Genomic DNA, 20,483 nt, shown 5'->3' on the forward strand with positions numbered 1-20,483 from the left:
AACAAAAAACACGAAAGCAATTTTATTTTTGCTTTCGTGTCTCTAACATAAATATGATTAGTCACGGAACTTTATGCCATCTTCTACACTCATTTCATCGATTATAGCAAGTGATTCTAAACGTATACCACTTTCACGTATAATTTCACCACCTACCTGGAAACCTTTTTCAATGACAATTCCTGCTCCAACTAATGTAGCACCTGCATCTTTGACAAGTTGCCCAAGCCCTAAAAGCGCCTTACCATTTGCTAAAAAATCATCAATAATAAGTATTTTATCTTCTGACTTTAAAAATTCTTTAGACACAATAATATCATATACCTTGCCATGAGTAAACGATTCTACTTTGCTTGTATATACATCCCCTGCAATATTTTTAGTCTGTGTTTTTTTTGCAAATACTACTGGCACATTAAAATATCTTGCAACAATACAAGCAATAGCAATACCAGAAGCCTCAATGGTGAGAATTTTTGTAATTTCTTCACCCTCAAATCTTCTTTTAAATTCCATGCCAATCGCTTCAAATAAGTTAATATCTAATTGATGATTTAAAAATGAGTCTACCTTAAGAATATTGCCTTCTTTAATTTTCCCGTCTTTTCTAATGCGTTGTTTTAAAAGTTCCATGTTAATCTCCTTTATTCTTGTTCCATACGTTTTGGTAAAATCATATTTAAGATAACAGCTGTTAAAAATACTACTGCCACACAGTTCTCTGCAAAAACATTTTTTAATAATTTCTGGAAAAATCATAAAAATATCAGGTACTTGTGTAAATCCAATACCTACACTTAATGAAAGCGCTACGATCAACATATTTCTCTGATTGTAACCACATTTTGCAATCATATGCAACCCACTTACTACAATTGAACCAAACATAATTAATGTACAGCCACCTAATACAGGTTCAGGTAATGTAGCGAGCACATTTCCTACTACTGGAAATAACCCTGCAATAATTATAATGAGTGCACCCATTAAAATAGCAAAGCGATTAACTACCTTTGTCATAGCTACAAGCCCTACATTTTGACTAAAAGATGTAATTGGCATACATCCAAATACTGCTGAAACACAACTTATAAAACCATCACAAGCAATTGAACCTGAAATTTCTGTTTCTGATACTTCTCTGCCTAATCCTGAAGCAGCTAAAGCCGAAGTATCCCCTATTGTTTCTGTAGCTGATACTAAGAAAATCAATACAACAGATATAATGGCGTTTAAATTAAATTCTGGTTTAAATGGCATAAGTTGTGGTAATGCAATAATTCCACCACTCATAATACTACTAAAATCTACTTTTCCCATAAAAATAGCTACGATATAACCAATAACAAGTCCAAATAAAACAGCTAACTGTTTATAGTGCTTCTTAGCAAATATATTAAATAGCAAGCAGCAAATCAGTGTGATACTTCCTAATACTAAATTTGAAACTGCTCCAAAATCTGCACTACCATTGCCACCGCCAAAAGAATAAGCCCCTACATTTAAAAGCGAAAAACCAATAGCTGTTACAACACTAGCTGCTACAATTGGTGAGATTAGCTTGCGCCAATATCTTGCAAATAGTCCTAAAATACCTTCTACGCATCCTCCTACTAACACTGCTCCTACTACCGAGTTATAACCATACGTACTTCCTATAAAACAAAAGATTGAAACAAAGGTAAAACTAATTCCCATTACAATCGGTAATTTTGAACCTATTTTCCAAACTGGATAAAGCTGAACGGCTGTTCCAATCCCTGCAATAATCATAGCATTTTGAATAAGCCTTGCTGTCTGCTCTCCTGAAAGTCCTGATGCACCTGCCACAATAATAATTGGTGTAATATTGGCCACAAACATAGCTAACACATGTTGTAATCCAAAAGGAATTGCTTGCCTTACTAGCACTCGGCCATCTAATTTATAAACACTTGAAATTTCTCCTTGCATTTAAGCTACCTCTTTCTTTTCAAACTAATAGCATGACAGTATAGGAGTTTCCATAGGATATGAAGATATAAGTGCCTCTTCAATATCTTATCGTAATCAAATCATCTACGGTGATTTGGTAGAAACTGTTGAACCATATTTTCAACGCTATACGATGTCTGCCTCTAATTTTATTTATGATAATATATTTTTAGATGTTTGTCTATGTTTTAGTTAAATAATTCAAAATATGTATATTATTATTATCTTTGCATTTTATAAGTGCTTCCTTATTTATACAGCTAATTTTATTTATTAATTTCTTTTTTAGTGATATTCTACAATATATATTTTTGTTTTCAGAATATTTTGTTATAATATTTAAAACATTTTATTTAAGGAGGTAACATCATTGAAAAAAAATCTATTTTTAAAAAGAAGTTTAGCTTTTGCATTACTCAGTACTACACTTAATATAACAACTTTTGCAGCTGCCACATCAAATCCTACTATTATCTCTCCTCAAGACAATTCCATCCATTATATGGGACGTATTGACACATCTAATGCCAAAGATTTCGTAGACCTTTGGTGGCCTGGGTCAACTATTGAAGCTGATTTTACTGGCACATCAATTAAACTTAATGTGGAGGGTACCGATCCTGATGCGCCAAATTATCTTAATGTATATATTGATGGTACCTTGACAGTTTTAAAATGTGAATATGGACCTCATACTTATACACTGGCAACAAATCTTAAAAATACAAAACATCATCTACTTATCAATAAACGTACTGAAGTATGGGCACCCGTTAGATTTACAGGATTTGAATTAGATCCACAAGCTTCATTAACACCTTATGAAGATAAACGCCAACTTAAAATAGAATTTTATGGTGATTCTATTACAGCTGGTGTATGTAATGAAGCCCCAACTGACATTGATAACTATGAAGACTATATCCATTTCAATAATGAAAATGCTTTTGCTCCTTTACTTGCAAAAAAACTAGATGCTCAATACTCTTGTATCGCACTCGGTGGTATAGGCATTGTAAATGGCTATTTACCTATAGATATGAATGATGTTTGGGATTGGACTAACTTAGATGAACCTATGCCTATTTGGGACTTTAGTAAATGGCAAGCAGATTATGTTGTCATTAATCTTGGACAAAATGACTATTCATCTACTTTATCTGATACTTTTACAACCGAATATGTCACGCTTATTAGCAAAATTAGAAGTAAGTATCCTAAAGCACATATTTTCTGCACAATTGGTCCAATGACAGCTAGCCATGACGCTACTTTTGTAAAACGTATTGAAGATGCTGTTCATATGGTCAATACATATGGCGATTCTAAAGTTTATTTTCATGCTTTAAGTCAAGATGCAGGCGTATTACATCCTCGTGTTGATGTAAATAGAGCTATGGCAGATGAATTAGCTGACTTTATTACAAAAACTTTAAAAATCCTGTAACTAAATAAAACTAAAAAACAAAAGCAATGTTTTTTAGAACCATTGCTTTTGTTTTAAAATAGACTCATTTGTTCGTTAGTATTTTCTTGTTTTCTTAAAGCTTGTACTTTCTGTGTTGCAGCTATCAATTGTAATTCTGATTTAGATAATGTTTGCATCTGTTTGACTACAGCTATTTCTTCTTTTTTTCCTTCTACTTCTTTATTTAATAAACTGTTAAACTCATAGCGCTTACATTCTGTCTCTAAAGCAGTTTCATTGATATTCGTTTTAAAATCATCCAGTGTATAAGGTAAAGGAATATCTCTTTTAATGCAGCCTAATGCCTTACTTTCTAAAGCTGCTGTTTTACCACCTTTTTGTGTCTCAGTGTCTGGTTGTAAAAGGAACTTTAATGGTGAACGCACAATACCTAAATCTACTTTCCAAAACTCTTTTAACCATTTTTCCTCTTCTGATGTTAAATCTTCAATATGGGCATAAAGATTTTCAATCGTATCATATTCCCTAATAAGTGGCACAGCTGATTTTTCACCTACACCTTTTACCCCACTAATATTATCACTACTATCTCCACATAAGGCTTTGAGATCTAAACACTGCTTCGGTGTAACGCCTTGATAAACTTCAACTAAAGATGGCGTTAATTCTACAACACCATCTGGTAGTACAGATGCATTTTCTGGATAAAAAGCCTGTACAAGCTCTTTACTTTTAGATGTTACAAGCCATAATCTTGTATGTTCTGAAACCAATTGTAAATAATCATTATCCTTTGTTAAAAGATAAACTGGAATTTCATTTTCAAATTTAGCAGCCATAGACCCTAAATAATCATCTGCTTCAAATACTTCTGAAATAGGCGATTCAGACAAGCTCATTAGCTGCTTAATCCCTATATTCTCAAGTAAACACTGCATATTTTTAAACTGCTCCTTAAGAGGTGCATCTGTTTCTTTTCTTGTGCCTTTATAATCACTTGCAATTTCACGGCGAAATGTATTACGACTTACATCCCATGCCACAGCAATATGAGACGGTTCTTGCTCTTTAATAATCTTTAAAAGTGCTTTAAGCATGCCAAACATGGCATTAGTATATACGCCATCTGCGGTATGCAAAATCTTAGGAAATAATGCTTCGCGTTTAGCCATGTCTGATACGCCTTGTAGTTGTCTTGGTAAATTCCCATGATAATGGGTACTTAATAAACTACTGCCATCTATTAATAATAATTTTCGACTCATCTTTAAACCTCATTTAATTAAAATATTACTCTCATTATAAAACTTCTTGCACTTTTTTGTCTATAGACTTCCTTATTCTCCCTCCTAGTAAATTTGTTGTCTTCCCTGATTCTACTGTTAAATTATGCTTAACTATACCAGGAACAATTACTTTTGAATTGCCCTCCGTACCTTCTGCATTAAAACTGTCATTCCAATTCTCTACATTAGGTTTACACTTATACGTATAGATTCCTGAATTAACTAGATTTTCTGTTGTATATCTAAAGATGCTATCTCCTTTTGTCATTGCTTTTTGCTGTTTATCCCATCCTGTTAAATCACCTATGTAATAAAATATTTCACCACCATAAACTGCATTAAATGTAATCTTACCATCTTTACCGATTACAAATAGTGAAAACGATTCCGAAGTTACACAAACATTAAGATTACTTTCCTTATCCTTATATATTCCTTTAAGCGTAATTTCACTTTCTTTAAAATTCTCTGTGACTTTTAATTATTCCTCTTCTGTACTTATGTCTTCACGACTTCCTTCAATGATATATTGAATATCTTTTACAGCAATTTCTTTCGCTTCTTGTGCTTCTTCATCATAATATATCCCACTTGATAACTGGGCACTCTCACCTTTTTTACATTTAAATTCTTATTGATAAGCTCAAACCCTTCGCAATATGCTTCATGATTTGCACCCTCTTTCCAATATGCTGTACCATTTTCTTCTGTATAAGTTACAAATTTATAAGTATTCTTAGTTTGTGCTAATTTCTCATATTCACTTCTATCTAAAGTGATTTCCCATAAGTCTTCTTCCTGCTGACTTAATTTAAACGCTGGATCCTTTTCTTTCCATTCATTTAACTCACCAGCTAAATAAACTGCATAGGCTCTTGGCTTTGTAATGCTAAAAGTTACTGTTTCTTTTGTCATTACTGGCTTATGTGGACCTATTTCAGCATAGACTAAAAAACTAGTAGGTTCCATACCCGTTAGTACACTCAAAGTCATACAAAACGTAATAAAGTATGTCAGCCATTTCTTCTTTCTTATATCCATTTCTATTTCCCCTTTGATTAACATTAAAAACGTTACCAATAACGTTATTTATATGATATATTTTTACAAAATTAATAAAATTTTATTATTATGTCACTTATTTTTAGGCATAATAAAACACTACAATGAGTTTTTCACTTCCTCATTATAGTGTTTTACATATCCATTAACTATTTATATATCTCTATTTTTATAACATTAAATCCCTGAAACATTAAGTTTATCTTCTTCATAATCATAAAAAGCTATTTCTTTGCTGCCACTATATACATAAATAAGTATATCATCGTAATCTGTTTCTCTTTGAATACGGCTTGCAAAATCTTTCATATAGTCCCTAAGATGTCCATCACGATCTATTCCTTGATTTAAGTTAAGTGCTGTTTTCATTTCATCATTTAAATCAACATACACGTTTAAACTAATGCGTTCTTTTGATTCATTGACTTCAGCCCTTTTACTTGTAATTGGAACAGTTCCAAGGTAATCATCTATTGCAATAACTGAAAAACCTTCTAAAATCCTTTCAACACTTGCTGCTGTTACATTGTCATCATAATCCCGCCTGCTATAATCACTATTCTTACCACAGCTTAATTTATCACGTTTAGAATAATCAAAGTAATACTTTGTTGAATTATTATCATCATACTTAATAGTTCCTTCAATTGCTATATCATCATGACGCTCTCTAATTTCTTCACAAACATCTTCAACAAATTCTTTAAGCTCTTTACTAGAAAGTTTATTAAATGCCTTATTAGCCGCACTTCTATCATATGTAATATTTACACGTAGTTTGCTACCAGATAATTTTACTGAGAAATCAAATTCAATATCATCAAAATACTCTTCATACGAACTTTCTAATGCTTTTGCTGTTGCTGTAAGTTCTGTACCTAATATATCTGTACCATCTGTTTGTGAATAACTATCTGTAGTAGTTGTTTTGCTATTTTTATTAGTACTTGTTATTCCATTACCTCCTAAACGCTCAATTTCTTTTTTAAGGGATGCAATTTCATACTCTTTTGCTTGCAACGCCATTTGTGAACTTAAATCACTTCCATTTGAACTATTTATGAAAAGTGATTTGCCGTCCCAACTTAAATCTAGCCCAAGACTATTACTTAAGTTCCTAGCGGGTACATAAGTTACACCATCAATTACAACAACTGAACCATTTAAATCTTTTTGTACACCATTATAATAAAACGTGGGGTTATAATATTGTACTTTTTTTGTATACGTAGCAGCTTGTACAGGTAACTGCCATATTAGCGAACAAATCATAAGCCCTAATATACTTTTTCGAAATTTCATTCCCCTCTCCCCTTTGTAAGTAGTTTATAATTTAAATTTTTCTAAATAATTATATCATGTGCTATAATATCTTTTCAATAAAAATGCACAATTCTTAGTCATACATAAAAAAGCTATTTCAGTTCTCATTTAAGTACCAAAATAGCCTTTTTATTTATTTAAACTTGTTCTTAAAGCTTACTTCCACTATCTACCCACTCTTTAGCATTAATCACACTTTCTATATCTGGAATGCTTACATGAGTCTTTGGAAATTCATTTTCCTTATTGGCCCATGCGGCAGTTCTTTCATCAATCATAATGTCTGTATTATCAAGACGATAATTATCTCTGCCATCTACTGTTTGACTTTTAGTATCTTCCATCTTTAACTCCTATATCTATTATTCTTCAATACTAATTGCTGAGACAGGACAACTATCTCTTGCTTCTTGTGCATCATTCGTTAACGCATCAGGAATCTCATCCGGTATAGCATGTGATTTACCATCTTCCCCCATACTAAATACTTCCGGACAAATATTAGTACAAAGTTCACATCCAATACATGTTTCTTGATCTACAACTGCTTTCATCATCACATCTCCTTAACATTTTATTATCTTTAATGTTATTAATATATGTCTTTTTTTTTACTTCTATACATTTACTATCCAAATTTATTACTTGGTTAATTTAACATAGTATACTGCAAATAATAGTGGGGAAAATATAGTTATCTTTTGAGGAGGGTTATAAAATGAACAAAAAAAATTTGCATTTGTCTCTGATTTTGATGGTACTTTAACGCATAAAGATTTTTATCAAATGATTATAGATGACTATCTTGGTGAGAAAGGGGAAATACTTTATAAAGCTTGGCGACGTAATGAGTTTAAAGATCGTGACTTTCTGCATCAAATCTATAGCAGCATTAATCGTAATGAAGCAGAAATATTAGAAGACATCTTACGTATTGAGTGGGACGAAACTGCTGATTATGTCATTGATGCGATTCATCAAGCTGGTGGTGATTTTATCATTTTAAGTGCTGGTACAAGTTACTATATTGAAAGACTCTTAGAACATAAAGGCCTTCAACATATTAAAGTGTACTCCAATCCTGGTGAATATCGTGAATATGGCATTCATTTAAGTATTGATGAAACAAGTCCCTTCTTCTCTGATATTTACGGTATTGATAAATCCAAAGTCCTAACTGAAATCAAAAAACAATATGATTATGTTTATTATGCAGGAGATAGCGCACCTGATATTCCTCCTTGCACACTGGCAGATACTTGCTTTGCAAAATCAGCATTACAAGAAATGCTTCATGAAAAAGGCATTCCCTTCATACCTATGACTAGTTATAAGGATATCGGTACTGTCTTAAAAGCTAAAGGAGTTATAGTCTAATGAAACTACCAAATCATCGTATTTCAGTACCTACATTTTTAAAGGTAGGCAAAAGTACACTTTCTTATTTAGGTGAAATTCTACAAGAAAATGAATTAAAGCAGGTTGTAGTTTTTTTTGGTAATGGACTTATTAATCTTTTTGGTACAACTGTATTTAACAGTTTAAAAGCTCACCAAATCGAACTACTTCATTACGAAGAGTTAGATAGCACCCATATCGAAGATATTACTAAACTCGCATTTTCTCTTCCTGGTAAAACAGAAGCTATCATTGCTATAGGCGGTGGTAAGGTCATTGATGCTGCTAAATATGCTAGTTTTTTAAAACGTTTACCTTTTATCAGCATTCCTACTTCTTCATCTAGTGATGGCTTTTCAAGTTCAAGTGCCTCACTCTTAGTAGAAGGCCGACGTACTTCAGTTCCTGCTAAGTTAGCTTATGGTATTGTAGTTGATTTAGATGTGATTAAAAGTGCACCTGAAAAATTCATTTATTCAGGAATTGGTGACCTTATCTCTAAGATTACAGCACTTTATGATTGGATTTATGAATATGAATATGGAGTCGGCCAGCTAGATGACTTTGCTCTAATGATTGCAAAAAAGCCGTTAACAGCTTCGTCCGTACCCCCTTTAAATCTATTAAAGATGATATTTTCTTAAAAGAACTTGTTGACTCCTTAGCTATGAGTGGTATTGCTAATGAAATGGCTGGTAATAGCGCGCCTTCTAGTGGTAGTGAACATCTTATTTCACATGCCTTAGATAAAATATTAGAAGTTCCCCAACTTCATGGTATTCAAGTAGGGATTGCTACCTATATTATGAGTAAAGTTCAAGATCATCGTTATACTCGCGTTAATCAAGTGCTTACAGATACAGGTTTTTGGGATTATGTTAAAACTTTAAATCTAAAAAAAGACGATTTTAAAAAAGCTATTGAACTTGCACCAACTATTAAACCTAATAGACATACCTTTATTCATGAATCTCATTATCGTGAGCAAGCCTTAAAACTTTTAGATGAAGATGATTTATTAAAAACTATCCTGCACTAATACAATGTCATTAAGTTAAGACATTGTATCTGAGATTTCCTTAAATAACCAAGTACTTATATAGATACTTGGTTATTTTTTCTGTGAAAAAGCTTGACAAAGTATTAAAAATTTGCGGCGAAGCCCCTCGTTAAAGAGGTTTTATGATGAATATACACACAAATGAACTAAAAAATTGTATATTAGAAATTATAAGAAAATTAGTGATGATCCACAGAATTTTTCTACTTCTGAGAAAACATGTTTTGTACGTCAGAGTAAGTTTGGGTTTGAAAAACTTATGCAATTTATTTTATCTTTTGGAAGTAACAGTTTAGGCCATGAAATTGGGGAGTTTTTTGAGTATAGTGATAGTTTCCCTACTACCTCAGCCTTTGTCCAACAATGTAAAAAACTGAGTTATGAGGCTTTTAAATATTTATTCCATGAATTTATTAGACAAATCAACAACCTTTGATTCTGTTCTTTTTATTTTCAGTAGAGAGTAGAACGCTATTAATAGTAAGGAAGGTGCTTCCATCTGACCAACCTAAAGTCAGCATGCAAAATCCAAACTTATAACAATACTTTGCATGATCATATGTTTTTGCAAGATTTTATGTATATATCAATTACCTATTAGATAATATATATATAATACATTATCTTTAATTATATATATGTCATAAGCGTTAACTTATAAGTATACAAAACTGACTAATAATCTCATTTTCAGGTATATCTCGAACAAATAGATATTCTTTCTCTATATCTTCATCGTTTGCTACCTTTAAACATAACATTTGTCCCCTCTTATAATTCCTAACTATTTAATGGATGAATGACTATAAATATAAAACTTCTCCTGACTTGTCCGATAGGCTTTTACTTTTAGTGTAAATGATTAATCATAGACCTCAACTTCTTTTTCATCTATTTCAAAGACAGGGCTTTCATAAAAGGTCCACTTTCTGCCATCGGTTTTAAAAGGCTTTAATTCTTTTACTAGAAAGGCTGTAGGAAAATAGTTATCCCCTATACAGATATTATATTTTTGCAGCTTTTAAAGCCTCTTGCAATATAATTGCTCGGATGTCCAAATATAACAATCGTATCATAGCCCATTTCTAAATCTCCTTCAATTCTAATTTTCACTTCTATGCCATTACTCCTATGGTAGGATAACATATTTATATTCTAGACTACTTAAATATATAGATTCAATATGTCGTTTTAAATATGACAAGAAGATTAGATCCAATGGATCGTATGGATGAACTAGAAGATGCTTCTGTAGCATTTAACTTTGTTAAAACTATAGACTTTGTTAAAACAGCACCTGCAGAACAATATAGAGAATCATTAAAACTTAAGCAAATAACGCAATAAACACTTAGTATTTAAAAACAAACCGCCCATAAGCTGGAAATATAAATCCAACTTATGGGCGGTTTGTTTTTAAAGTAATATTAAACTTATGATAATGTTAGCTGTTGACCAATGAGTTTATCATAACTTAACTGATCTAAATTCATTGTTGAACGGATATTTTCTACAACAATAGTTTGCTTTTTATCTGTATCATAGTTAGCTGCTAGATTGTATTTTACATCAAATAGGGCCATAAGATGTGTTGGGATATCATACCCTACACATAAAAGCTGTACATTATTACGATCAAGTAGTTTAATAACAGGTTCCCAAATATAAGCAGCAGTTGTTCCAGAGAATGGACTGTCTAACATAATGAACTTACGGCTATCTTCACCAATATGTGGATTATACAGTTTACGGATATAAGAAATTAAGCAAATAAAGATGCTCATATACATACCATTTGATTGACCTGTTGAACCAATAGCACGGCTCCAAGGAAGTTCCCTACTGTTTTCCGCAATGTCCTCTACTTTGAAGATACGTACATCACTCTTCTTAATATTGACTACAAAGGCACTAAAGAGTTCTCTTAGCGTTAAATGACTTGCAAGATAAGCTTGCTTTTTGTTTTCCTCAATATGCTCCACTTGCTCAATAAGGCCATTGATATAACTACGCATTTTAGCAAAGCGTAATTCCTCATCAAGTGGCGAGATAATAATACGGATCATTTCTTGTTGATGGCCATGAATCTCTATTTTAGAAAGATGTGAAAGACTCATTAAGTCATTATAAACTTGTTCACATTTTTGAATACATTGCATAATAAAGCTTTCTTCATCTTTTTTGAGTTCAATAATCGTTAATTTAATACGTTCTTTTTCTTCACGTAAATTTTCTAAATAACCATTTTCACCACCGATAAGGGTTCTATAACGACGGGCTACTAGTTCATCTTGAGGTTTTTCTGTGAGCAATTTATCTAAGTCACCTTTAAAGTGAACAAGTTCTGGTGCTTCTAACTTAGCTAAAACTTCATGTAATAAGTCTTCATAAGCTTTGATATTTTGTCCGAGTATCCCTAAAACATGGGCCACATCACGTTCTGCTTCTTTAAAGTAATCTAATGCAACAGTCTCTTCAGTACTTGTAAGAAGTTGTAATTGATATTTGTAAATGAGCGCATCAAATTTTTTGGCTCATATCAATGAGTCTAAAAAGTTCTTTTTCACAAGCAGCTTTTTGTTTCTCAGCTTCAGCTAAATCTCCTTCAAAGCCTTTTTGTGCCTGTATATTCATTACACGTTCATTGACAATACGTTCTAAGTTTTCTTTCACATCCCCTTCGTGTAAATACACACTATCATAATTGATGCCATAAGACTGTTTAAATTGGGCCTTCATATTGTTAAGGGCCCCTTCATGACTTATAAAGTTTTCACGTGCAAAGGTTGCTTTTTGTTTAAGACTTTCATATACAAGTGTTTCTTTTTGGATTTGATCACTTAGTAATCTTAAATATTCGAGGTAATCACCTTGTAAAAGTTCACGTGAAGCAAAATAAGTGATTGTAAAGCTTTCATCTTTAGCAAACAGTTCTTTTTCTTTTTGCTTTAAGGCTTCTGTTAACTCTTTAAGGGCTGCATCTAATACTTTGACATCTCCTGCTTCTTCTGTAAGACGTTTTTCATAGAAAGCATATTTCGCTTGTACTTCTTCAAATGAAATAGATGGTTCATCATATTTCGCATCTTTTTCAATTTCAAAGTTAAAGCTACTAAGCTGCATACGGAGCTTAATGAGATTTTCAAATAATGTGCGGTGGTGTAAATCTGCTGCCTCACATTGACTTGAGAGCTGACTAAGGGCCTCTGTGATACTTTCGAGTTCCACACATAATCCCTCAGATGTCATTTCAAGTGTATGCACATTTTCTTCTAATTGCACTCTTATTTGTTCATGAGCTTCCCAAGTAAGTAATGATTCCCACTCTTTTTCTAAAGATTTAATCTCTGCTTTTAAGCTTGTTTCTTTTTCAAGCAGTAGTTCAATCTGATTTTTAAGTGCTTCTTTTTGGACAATCAGTTTCGTACATGCTTCTTTAGAATTTTCAAGCAGTAGTAAAAGGTTATTTTGTTCTTCTTTAGATCTTAATAACATCAGTTGCTGTGCTTTAACTTTTTCTTCAGGATAGCTATGCATAATTTCCATATAACGGTCTTTATGCTGTTCTAATAAAGCAATTTGTGTTTCGAAATCTTGCAGTTTTTGTTGTGCACGCAGTTCTTCTTTCTTAAGCTTTTTAAGTGCTTTTTCTTTGAGCTGTACATCCATAAAGAACTCGGCATCTTTAGCTGTAAAAGTAAGTCCTTCCACATTTAAAATATGGGCTTTTAAAAGAATATCTCGATTGATAATTGGGACAAGTTCATCTTCTAAATCACGTATTAATTCAATATCCTTGCTTAGCTTTTCAAATTCTGCACTATTTACAAGAATACTATATGGCAGTAAATGTGTTTGTTGTAATAAAGCTTCTTTATCTTCACTATTTTGTTTTTCTAAGAAGTCTAGTCCAAGTATTGCTGAAGGATAAGCAACTTTAATGCGTTCAAACTGACCTAAGGCTGATTTAGATAGCGTAATTCCTTTATCTTCAAGAATAGCATCTTGTTTCTTTTGTAACTCTTCAATAACTAAATTATTCTTAGCAATTGTCGTACGTAAACTGGCAAGAGATTGATTAAAATATGTAAGCAGTTCATAACTGCGATACATGGTTCTAAAGTTTTCGATTTCCTCTTGTGCCTGTTGTGCTTTCGTTGCATTTGATTCAAGCTCAATAATTTTTTCTTTAAGGTGTTCACTTTTAGATTCAAGCACTGAATGTTTCACATAGATTTCATTTTGCGCTGCTTGAAGCTTAGTAATCTCCTTTTGTACACGTTCCACATCTTCTCTGACATGCTTATAGTTTTCTTGCTCCTCTTTAACATGTTCTTCTAATTGCTCTTTTGTTAAATGTTTAAACTGCTTTTGCAGTAAACTCAGAATTTCTTTTTCTTTAGCAAGCTCTTGACATTTCTCTTCGATTTGGGCATTATAATATACCTGTTCTGTTTTTAAACGTTCTTGTTTTAAACTTGTCTCATCTTTGAGTGCTTTAAGTTTCTCTAAATCTTCCTTAGCAGCAGTTTCTTCTTTTTCTTGACTTTCCAGCTTAATTAAAAGGCGATTACCATAAACATTAGCCCAGTAACTATAATCTGCTACAAGTTCACTGTGTTCCTTGGAACGTGCTTCACGTTCTTCTTCTTTAATGGCCTTTTTATCTGCATAACCTAAATACTCTTTATACAGTTTCTCTGCTTCATAATAAGTGATTTGGCTTTCTAAGCCTTTAATTGCCTCATCTTTTTCAAGCATTTTCTTTTTAGACTGCTCTGCTAGTTCTTCTAGCGCCATGAGCACCTCAGTAGCTTCTTTAATGCCATAAGCACGCTCTGTAATTTCAAGTTGTTTAGCTTTTTCTTCACACTCAGCAATATCCCCTTGTAATCTAATAATCTCTTGGACTAAAATCTCTTTTTCAAGTATATCCTTTTTCTTAGCAGCTCTTAAAGTTTGTTCTAAACCACTTAAACGTTTTAAGAGGTTCTCTTTTTCACCAAACTGCTTTTCTAATATGCCTAATTGCTCAAAAATAGCTTCACAGGCATTTTCAATATAAAGGTACTCTTCTTCTAAAGCTTCTTTTTGCTGCAAAGTAACTAGGGTTTGACGCAGCTGCATTAATGTTTTGGCACGATTTTCTTCACTTTGATAATCTGCTTCGTAACGTAGGCGGTAGCTTTCTTCAATAGTTGGAATTAAGAAATCTTGAATGAAGCTACTTGCCGTTGTATAAAATCTTAAATACTTCTCTGCATTAGCCTCACTAGCATTAATCCCCATAAGATGTTTCCATTCCACGCTATTAATATTCAGTTTCGCCAGCTCTTTAAGATGCTCTCTTTTGGTGCGGTTAATCACAACGGCATAATCTCTAGGGGGTGTCGCTTGAAGTGTTTTTAAATATTTCTCAAGCTCTTTATAGTTCATAATCTTTTTCATACCATCTTCTTTGTAAGAAAGAAGTGGTAAAGATTCAATATCATAAGCATTTGGTACATTATAATAGCAAACATATAGCAGTGTGCCAAATTCACCATATTCTTCTTCATCTAATATTTCACTGACTGTTTTTTCATGAGATTCCTTTTTGTAAGCACAGAAACCAATCATAGCATATTTATAGGCACTGCCTTCATCTAACTGCCATTCTACCAGTGAGTGAATCGTATTATTGTTATTGTTTTTATCAAATAAAAGTGAAATAGGGAATTCTTGCTTAAATTTAGCGTTAGGCAGCATAGGTTGTGCCATACATTGAAGGAAGAATGTCTTCCCCAGTCCATTGATCATATCAATGAGTGTATGTGCCCCACCTAATTTTAAGACAAAGTCTTCATAGTAGTTATTCCCATCGTTATATTTTGTATTAACAAGTCTTGTACGATTAATATGCGGCATCTCTAGCTGTCTCCTCTCTGAAGTAAGGTCTCACCATAGTGCATCAATGCATTTTTAACTTCTCTATTATCAAAGTAATTTGCAATAAGTGCTTGGAATTTCTCTGTTGGTGTATAATGACGCTCTTTTTCGTTTTTGATTAGTAAATTTTGTCCTGTTAAAAAGTGTAAGCTTCTTGTCACAAAGAAGAACTGAGAATTGGTTCGTCTAAGACTTTCTAAATTCTCCTCTGTTTGATGTAGCTGATTTGCGCTAAATCCGCCCAGAAAGCTTTCAGTGCACTAAAGGTATATTCTTCTTCAGCAGATACTTCTTCTACTGAAAAAGCCTCTAACGTAGCTGTAACACGGTCTACAATTTCTGTACTTGTAATATAATCCTTATAAGTTGCAAAGCTGCTTTCTTTATAAAAGATTGTCATCACTGTGTACATAATGAAATAGCATAAATAAAGCTCTTTATTTGTTTCTAAGTTCATCATATTACGCAGCTCTTCATTTTTATAACCAAATAAGACATTATCAATGCCTGGAGATACATAAAGTGATTTTTTATATTCAATAAGTGTTAAGCCATAGCTTTCTAATATGGTATACACTAATTCTTGAACCGTCATATCACTAATATAGAGTGTATATAAGTCATAATCGCTAGTAATACCAATTGCCTTATTTTGAAGTAGCAAGTTAGTAATACGTAAAGCCGATTGGAGTTGTTCTTTATAAGTCATCGTCTACCTCTTTATATAATAGTTACAATTTGTAATTTCTAGTGGGCCTTCCTCAATATATTCCCCGCGTTTAACTGCTACATTAAATGTACTCTCTTTAAAACACGCAAGGCTTTCTGTTTCTAAAACGATTTTTTGATAAAACCATTCAGCATCTGGTGCTTTAAATTCGCTTCTTGATAGCCTTTTAAAATCAAAGACCTTTTCACCATTATTGCTCCCTTTATTTTGTGTAAGCGTTAAAAGGAAGGATGCTAAATCATAATTTTCACATACTTTTATACCATAACGTAGTTTTAGAGCCTCTAAATAGTCACTTAAACTCACTTGTTCCTTCTCTCTAACAAGTAAAAGCAACTCTCTAAACATCAACTCATAGTTGAAACAGAGACGTTCTTCAATCTGTTCATCTAATGTTTCAATCTGCAAGGTTTCTTGATTTGAATCATCTAGAATTTCCTTTTCTTCATTAATAGCGTCTTTTAATAGCAATAAATGATCAATACGTACTGGTGCAAACTGTTTTGGCAGGCGAATATTAAATAGGCTATCCATAACCATTTTTAAGCCACGTATGTCGTTTTTACGCAGAGCACCTTCTAAATAATGCTGGAAGCTGAAATTCTCTTTAAAAATGGTTTTACGACGCATCATGAGCATTTCCTCTGCTTGCTGTCTTAAATCTACAACAGTATCTAATAATAAACTATGTAGCTCTACCGTTTCAGTAAGTGCCATTTTCATATCAATAATAAACGTTTTGAAACGTTGTTCTTTAGCTGTCATTTGTGCTGGTTCAATTTGATATAGATATTCAAACTCTAAACTGTTTAAGTACGACTGGGTTTCTTTAAAAAGAGATTGTTCATCTTCTAAACGTTTACGCACATTTTGTGTGTAGTTTTCATAGCTTTCAGTAAAACCATAGCTTAGTTCTTCTAAAATTTCACCTTTACGTTTAGCTTCTTTTTTAATCTCAATATTGATATTCTCTAAAGTATTTAGAGCACTACCAAAATCCTCACTGTCTACTAGCTTACGTAGCAAGATGAGTTGGATACTAATTTTACTTTCTTCACCAAATTCTTTCGTTTGAAGTAAGAAATCAATACCTGTACTTGTTAAGCGGTAAAAGTTTTTCTCGAGCTTACCATCTCTTGTATAGCTAATATAACGTAACTTTATTTCTTGCACTTTATTAAGCCCTTGATGATAGTAGTGATATGAAAAAGGGCTGCCACCATTTTGTAATTTATCTAAAATATAACGTGTTAAATCCGCTAATTCCTGGCCTTCATAAGTGATTTGATAAGATTCATTAATAAGCTTTTGTAAAAATACTTCAATCTCATCAAATGTTAAACCCTTGTCTTTTAAATGTCCTTCATATAATAAATGAGCTAATATCCCTAATGTTAAGAATCCCATATCTAAATGAGTATATAATAAAGAACGCTTATTTAAGGTATACAGTTCAAAAAAAGGCATATATTTAGCCAGATTGTCTTGACGTATTGATAAATCCTCCACAATACGCCTAAATTGTTTTTCATATTCCATAGTACGTCTTCCTTTAATGATCTTGTTGTCGTTATTCATTATACCGAACATTTGTTCAAAATACAATTTTAGATACGTTTATGTTTCACTTATTTCTCTCCTTAATATATTTACTGTATTTATGCACGTTTATAATAATTAATATACATTTTCTATCTACATTATTCAATTTCACAGTTTAATCATAAGGAATCATACTATATTGACATTTCTACCTAGGCATAACCCCAAAAATGCTAAGGATATTAAATCATACATCCTTAGCATTTTATATAAAATAATACATTGTTGTTTAGTTACTAACTTTTATTTCCATTGACATGAAAACAGTTACTATGTTAAAGACTAAATTTCCATAATTTTAGATATAAAAATAGCCATCTTCCTGAGGTTTAATATATTAGACCATACCAAACACAAAGGAGCTGACTATGATGGACTTCGTGATTTAAAACAAAGTATAACTAAGCAAATGTCATAAATCTTATCAGACATCAGCTTAGCAACTTTATCAAATCATAATAACACTATAGATTACAGAGTATTTCTTCCTATTATTGCAAGAATTGATTAATACTTGTGTCTCAACGCTTCCAAAAGATGAACGCCTTAAAAAATTTGGTTCAGTCAAGATGATTGACTCCACTACTGTAAGTATGCGTTTGCGCTTTTTTGACTGGGCAAAGTTCCGAAAGACAAAAGCTGGTATAAAAATGCATACAAGTATGGATGGTCCAACAGGTATAGCTGAGCGTATTATTTTTTCTAATGCAGCATGTCATAATCAAACAAAAATGGATGAACTAATGACAGATAAAGGAACAGTTTACATTTGTGATAAAGGCTACATTGACTATAAAAAAATAGAAATTTTAGTTAGTAACTAAACATTAGTAACCATAATAATGTAAAATAGTTTTAAAAACTAGCCTTTTTGTGGGCTAATCATGCTATATTAGCATAGCATGATTTTTCTAAAAAATTAAACAATTTTCAAAAACATAATATTGACATTATTCTAATTAAACTGTATATTATATTTTAATAAGCGATGATAAAAAGGAGTACATATTTTTGAAAGCAAAGAGAGAGGATGGTTGGTGTAAATCTTCGAGTAGGAAATATGGAAGCAGTTTTTGAGCTATGAACCGAACAGTAACATAAGTAGGCTTCATCGGTTGTCTATCCGTTATAATAGATATAGTAATAGACATTTGTTTATAACCCTTATGCTATTACTAGTAGAGTGCAGAAGTTTTATTTCTGAATTTAGGTGGTAACACGGAGAAATCATTCGCCCTAAACTAATTTTATTAGTTTAGGTTTTTTTTTGCATTAATTTATGTACTATCACAAAATCACCTTACTACAGCTTATTTAAAATTAATTTTTGAAAAAAGGAGAATATTATATGAAAGCAATAACTAAATCTACTAAACTAAATAACGTTCACTATGAAGTTAGGGGTGCTGTTGTAGAACGTGCAGATGAAATGATTGCTTCCGGTATAGATGTTCTAAAATTAAACATAGGTAATCCCTCACCATTTGGATTTGATGCCCCAGATGAAATTATTTATGATATGATGACTAACTTAAGGAGTTCTCAAGGTTATTCAGACTCAAAAGGGATTTTCTCAGGAAGAAAAGCTATCATGCAATACTGTCAATCTAAAAATATTCCTAATGTACAAATTGAAGATATTTATATCGGGAATGGTGTAAGCGAATTAATTCTACTTTCTATGAATGCGTTATTAAACCCAGGTGATGAAATACTAATTCCTGCTCCAGATTATCCATTATGGACTGGAGCCGCTACACTTGCAGGTGGTAAGGTTGTTCATTATATCTGTGATGAACAAGCTGAATGGTATCCTGATATTGATGATATTAAAGCAAAAATCACATCACGTACAAGGGCAATTGTTATTATTAATCCTAATAATCCAACTGGCGCATTATATCCTAAAGAAGTTTTAGAACAAATCGTTGAAGTAGCTCGCCAAAATGATTTATTAATTTTCTCAGATGAAATTTATGATCGTCTGATTATGGATAATTTAGAACATGTATCAACTGCTTCTCTCGCACCAGATTTAATGGTTGTGACTTTTAATGGCCTTTCTAAATCACATCGCATATGTGGTTTCCGTGTAGGATGGATGTGCTTAAGTGGTGATAAGTCTAAATCTAAAGGTTATATAGAAGGTTTAAATCTCTTATCTTCAATGCGAATTTGTGCGAATGTACCAGGTCAACATATTATTCAAACAGCTTTAGGCGGCTATCAAAGTGCTAGTAAATTATTAGAGCCAAATGGCCGTATTTATAAACAAAGAGATTTTATTACTAAGCGATTAAATGATATACCTGGCATTTCAGCTGTTAAACCAAAAGCAGCCTTCTATATTTTTCCTAAAATAGATACTAAACGTTATCCTATTTATAATGATGAAAACTTTGCATTAGACTTCTTAGAAAAAGAACATATTTTAGTTATTCAAGGTACTGGCTTTAACTGGCCTGAAAATAACCACTTCCGTCTTGTTTATCTGCCTCAAATTGATCAATTAAGTAAGGCAATGGATAGCTTAGAACATTTCTTAGTACACTATCGACAATAAAATTATAACTAAAAATTAAATAGCTATTCTCTTAATAGTCCTATCAATAATTATAGTAATTTATTAATATAGTTATTGATACATGTAGCTGTTTCAGACATTAATTTCTCACCAATTGCAGCAACATG

Annotated in this window: 15 protein-coding genes, 5 pseudogenes, 1 riboswitch and 1 other annotated feature; of the genes and pseudogenes, 6 read left to right on the forward strand and 14 right to left on the reverse strand. The window is 32.2% G+C overall.

Translation table 11 applies throughout. The features are described from left to right. Positions 1-57 precede the first annotated feature (57 nt). The gene (locus JCM14822_RS24565) at positions 58-633 is read right to left on the reverse strand and encodes a xanthine phosphoribosyltransferase (RefSeq protein ID WP_054742834.1); all 576 of its coding nucleotides are present in this window, start codon (positions 631-633) and stop codon (positions 58-60) included. 11 nt (positions 634-644) lie between these two features. Continuing rightward, positions 645-1,953 (reverse strand): annotated as a pseudogene (locus JCM14822_RS13120) (uracil-xanthine permease family protein). 73 nt (positions 1,954-2,026) lie between these two features. Then, positions 2,027-2,128: riboswitch (purine riboswitch) on the reverse strand. Between the two features lie 216 nt (positions 2,129-2,344). Here JCM14822_RS13120 and JCM14822_RS13125 point away from each other — a divergent pair. Next, entirely contained in the window at positions 2,345-3,421 is a 1,077-nt protein-coding gene (locus tag JCM14822_RS13125) for an SGNH/GDSL hydrolase family protein (RefSeq protein ID WP_054742835.1), read from the forward strand. Positions 3,422-3,474: 53 nt separating this feature from the next. Here the strand turns inward: JCM14822_RS13125 and JCM14822_RS13130 are convergent, their stop codons facing one another. The 6 genes from JCM14822_RS13130 to JCM14822_RS13155 form a co-directional block, all read right to left on the reverse strand. Next, positions 3,475-4,668, reverse strand: coding sequence for a 5'-3' exonuclease (locus JCM14822_RS13130; RefSeq protein WP_054742836.1), 1,194 nt, complete (start codon positions 4,666-4,668; stop codon positions 3,475-3,477). Between the two features lie 34 nt (positions 4,669-4,702). Continuing rightward, on the reverse strand, positions 4,703-4,957 hold the full coding sequence (locus tag JCM14822_RS13135) for a hypothetical protein (RefSeq protein ID WP_054742837.1): 255 nt from the start codon (positions 4,955-4,957) through the stop codon (positions 4,703-4,705). A 272-nt stretch (positions 4,958-5,229) separates the two neighbouring features. Further along, entirely contained in the window at positions 5,230-5,730 is a 501-nt protein-coding gene (locus JCM14822_RS13140; RefSeq protein WP_054742838.1) for a CBM20 domain-containing protein, read from the reverse strand. A 198-nt stretch (positions 5,731-5,928) separates the two neighbouring features. After that, on the reverse strand, positions 5,929-7,053 hold the full coding sequence (locus JCM14822_RS13145) for a stalk domain-containing protein (protein ID WP_054742839.1): 1,125 nt from the start codon (positions 7,051-7,053) through the stop codon (positions 5,929-5,931). Positions 7,054-7,223: 170 nt separating this feature from the next. Further along, complete coding sequence (locus JCM14822_RS13150) at positions 7,224-7,418, reverse strand: CDIF630_02480 family spore surface protein (RefSeq protein WP_054742840.1); 195 nt, start codon at positions 7,416-7,418, stop codon at positions 7,224-7,226. A gap of 18 nt (positions 7,419-7,436) precedes the next feature. Beyond that, positions 7,437-7,628 (reverse strand): ferredoxin, encoded by a 192-nt coding sequence (locus JCM14822_RS13155; protein ID WP_054742841.1) that lies wholly within the window; start codon positions 7,626-7,628, stop codon positions 7,437-7,439. Between the two features lie 187 nt (positions 7,629-7,815). On the opposite strand from JCM14822_RS13155, the pseudogene JCM14822_RS13160 reads away from it, so the two are divergent. Both JCM14822_RS13160 and JCM14822_RS24570 read left to right on the forward strand, forming a co-directional pair. Next, positions 7,816-8,451, forward strand: a pseudogene (locus JCM14822_RS13160) (MtnX-like HAD-IB family phosphatase); the annotation flags it as partial. After that, positions 8,451-9,511 (forward strand): annotated as a pseudogene (locus tag JCM14822_RS24570) (iron-containing alcohol dehydrogenase family protein). The pseudogenes JCM14822_RS13160 and JCM14822_RS24570, both read left to right, overlap by 1 nt. Positions 9,512-9,966: 455 nt before the next feature. Here JCM14822_RS24570 and JCM14822_RS25405 read toward each other — a convergent pair. After that, positions 9,967-10,104: pseudogene (locus JCM14822_RS25405) on the reverse strand (IS4 family transposase); the annotation flags it as partial. A 625-nt stretch (positions 10,105-10,729) separates the two neighbouring features. Here JCM14822_RS25405 and JCM14822_RS20410 point away from each other — a divergent pair. Next, a complete protein-coding gene (locus tag JCM14822_RS20410) occupies positions 10,730-10,879 on the forward strand; it encodes a hypothetical protein (RefSeq protein WP_157047760.1) in 150 nt (49 codons plus the stop codon). A gap of 86 nt (positions 10,880-10,965) precedes the next feature. Here the strand turns inward: JCM14822_RS20410 and JCM14822_RS13175 are convergent, their stop codons facing one another. The 5 genes from JCM14822_RS13175 to JCM14822_RS13195 all read right to left on the reverse strand — a co-directional run bounded on the left by JCM14822_RS13175 (position 10,966) and on the right by JCM14822_RS13195 (position 17,729). Further along, entirely contained in the window at positions 10,966-11,964 is a 999-nt protein-coding gene (locus JCM14822_RS13175) for a hypothetical protein (protein WP_054742843.1), read from the reverse strand. Positions 11,965-12,052: 88 nt separating this feature from the next. Beyond that, positions 12,053-15,439 carry a coiled-coil domain-containing protein gene (locus JCM14822_RS13180; RefSeq protein WP_054742844.1) on the reverse strand — a complete coding sequence of 1,129 codons (3,387 nt, stop codon included), beginning with the start codon at positions 15,437-15,439 and terminating at the stop codon, positions 12,053-12,055. Positions 15,440-15,441: 2 nt separating this feature from the next. Next, positions 15,442-15,621, reverse strand: coding sequence for a DUF6063 family protein (locus JCM14822_RS13185; RefSeq protein WP_054742845.1), 180 nt, complete (start codon positions 15,619-15,621; stop codon positions 15,442-15,444). 35 nt (positions 15,622-15,656) lie between these two features. Next, positions 15,657-16,169 carry a DUF6063 family protein gene (locus JCM14822_RS13190; protein WP_054742846.1) on the reverse strand — a complete coding sequence of 171 codons (513 nt, stop codon included), beginning with the start codon at positions 16,167-16,169 and terminating at the stop codon, positions 15,657-15,659. Positions 16,170-16,172: 3 nt separating this feature from the next. After that, positions 16,173-17,729 carry a hypothetical protein gene (locus JCM14822_RS13195; protein WP_054742847.1) on the reverse strand — a complete coding sequence of 519 codons (1,557 nt, stop codon included), beginning with the start codon at positions 17,727-17,729 and terminating at the stop codon, positions 16,173-16,175. A gap of 626 nt (positions 17,730-18,355) precedes the next feature. Between JCM14822_RS13195 and JCM14822_RS20415 the strand changes: the two are divergent. Together JCM14822_RS20415 and JCM14822_RS13200 are read left to right on the forward strand one after the other, a co-directional pair. Beyond that, positions 18,356-18,616 (forward strand): annotated as a pseudogene (locus tag JCM14822_RS20415) (transposase); the annotation flags it as partial. A 155-nt stretch (positions 18,617-18,771) separates the two neighbouring features. After that, positions 18,772-19,034, forward strand: a binding site (T-box leader). Positions 19,035-19,140: 106 nt separating this feature from the next. Next, positions 19,141-20,355: a pyridoxal phosphate-dependent aminotransferase gene (locus JCM14822_RS13200; RefSeq protein ID WP_054742848.1), complete on the forward strand. Its 1,215-nt coding sequence runs from the start codon at positions 19,141-19,143 to the stop codon at positions 20,353-20,355. The last annotated feature ends 128 nt before the right edge of the window (positions 20,356-20,483 follow it).

It is taken from the genome of Cellulosilyticum ruminicola JCM 14822 (assembly GCF_001311925.1).
In the GTDB taxonomy this organism is placed as follows: domain Bacteria; phylum Bacillota; class Clostridia; order Lachnospirales; family Cellulosilyticaceae; genus Cellulosilyticum; species Cellulosilyticum ruminicola.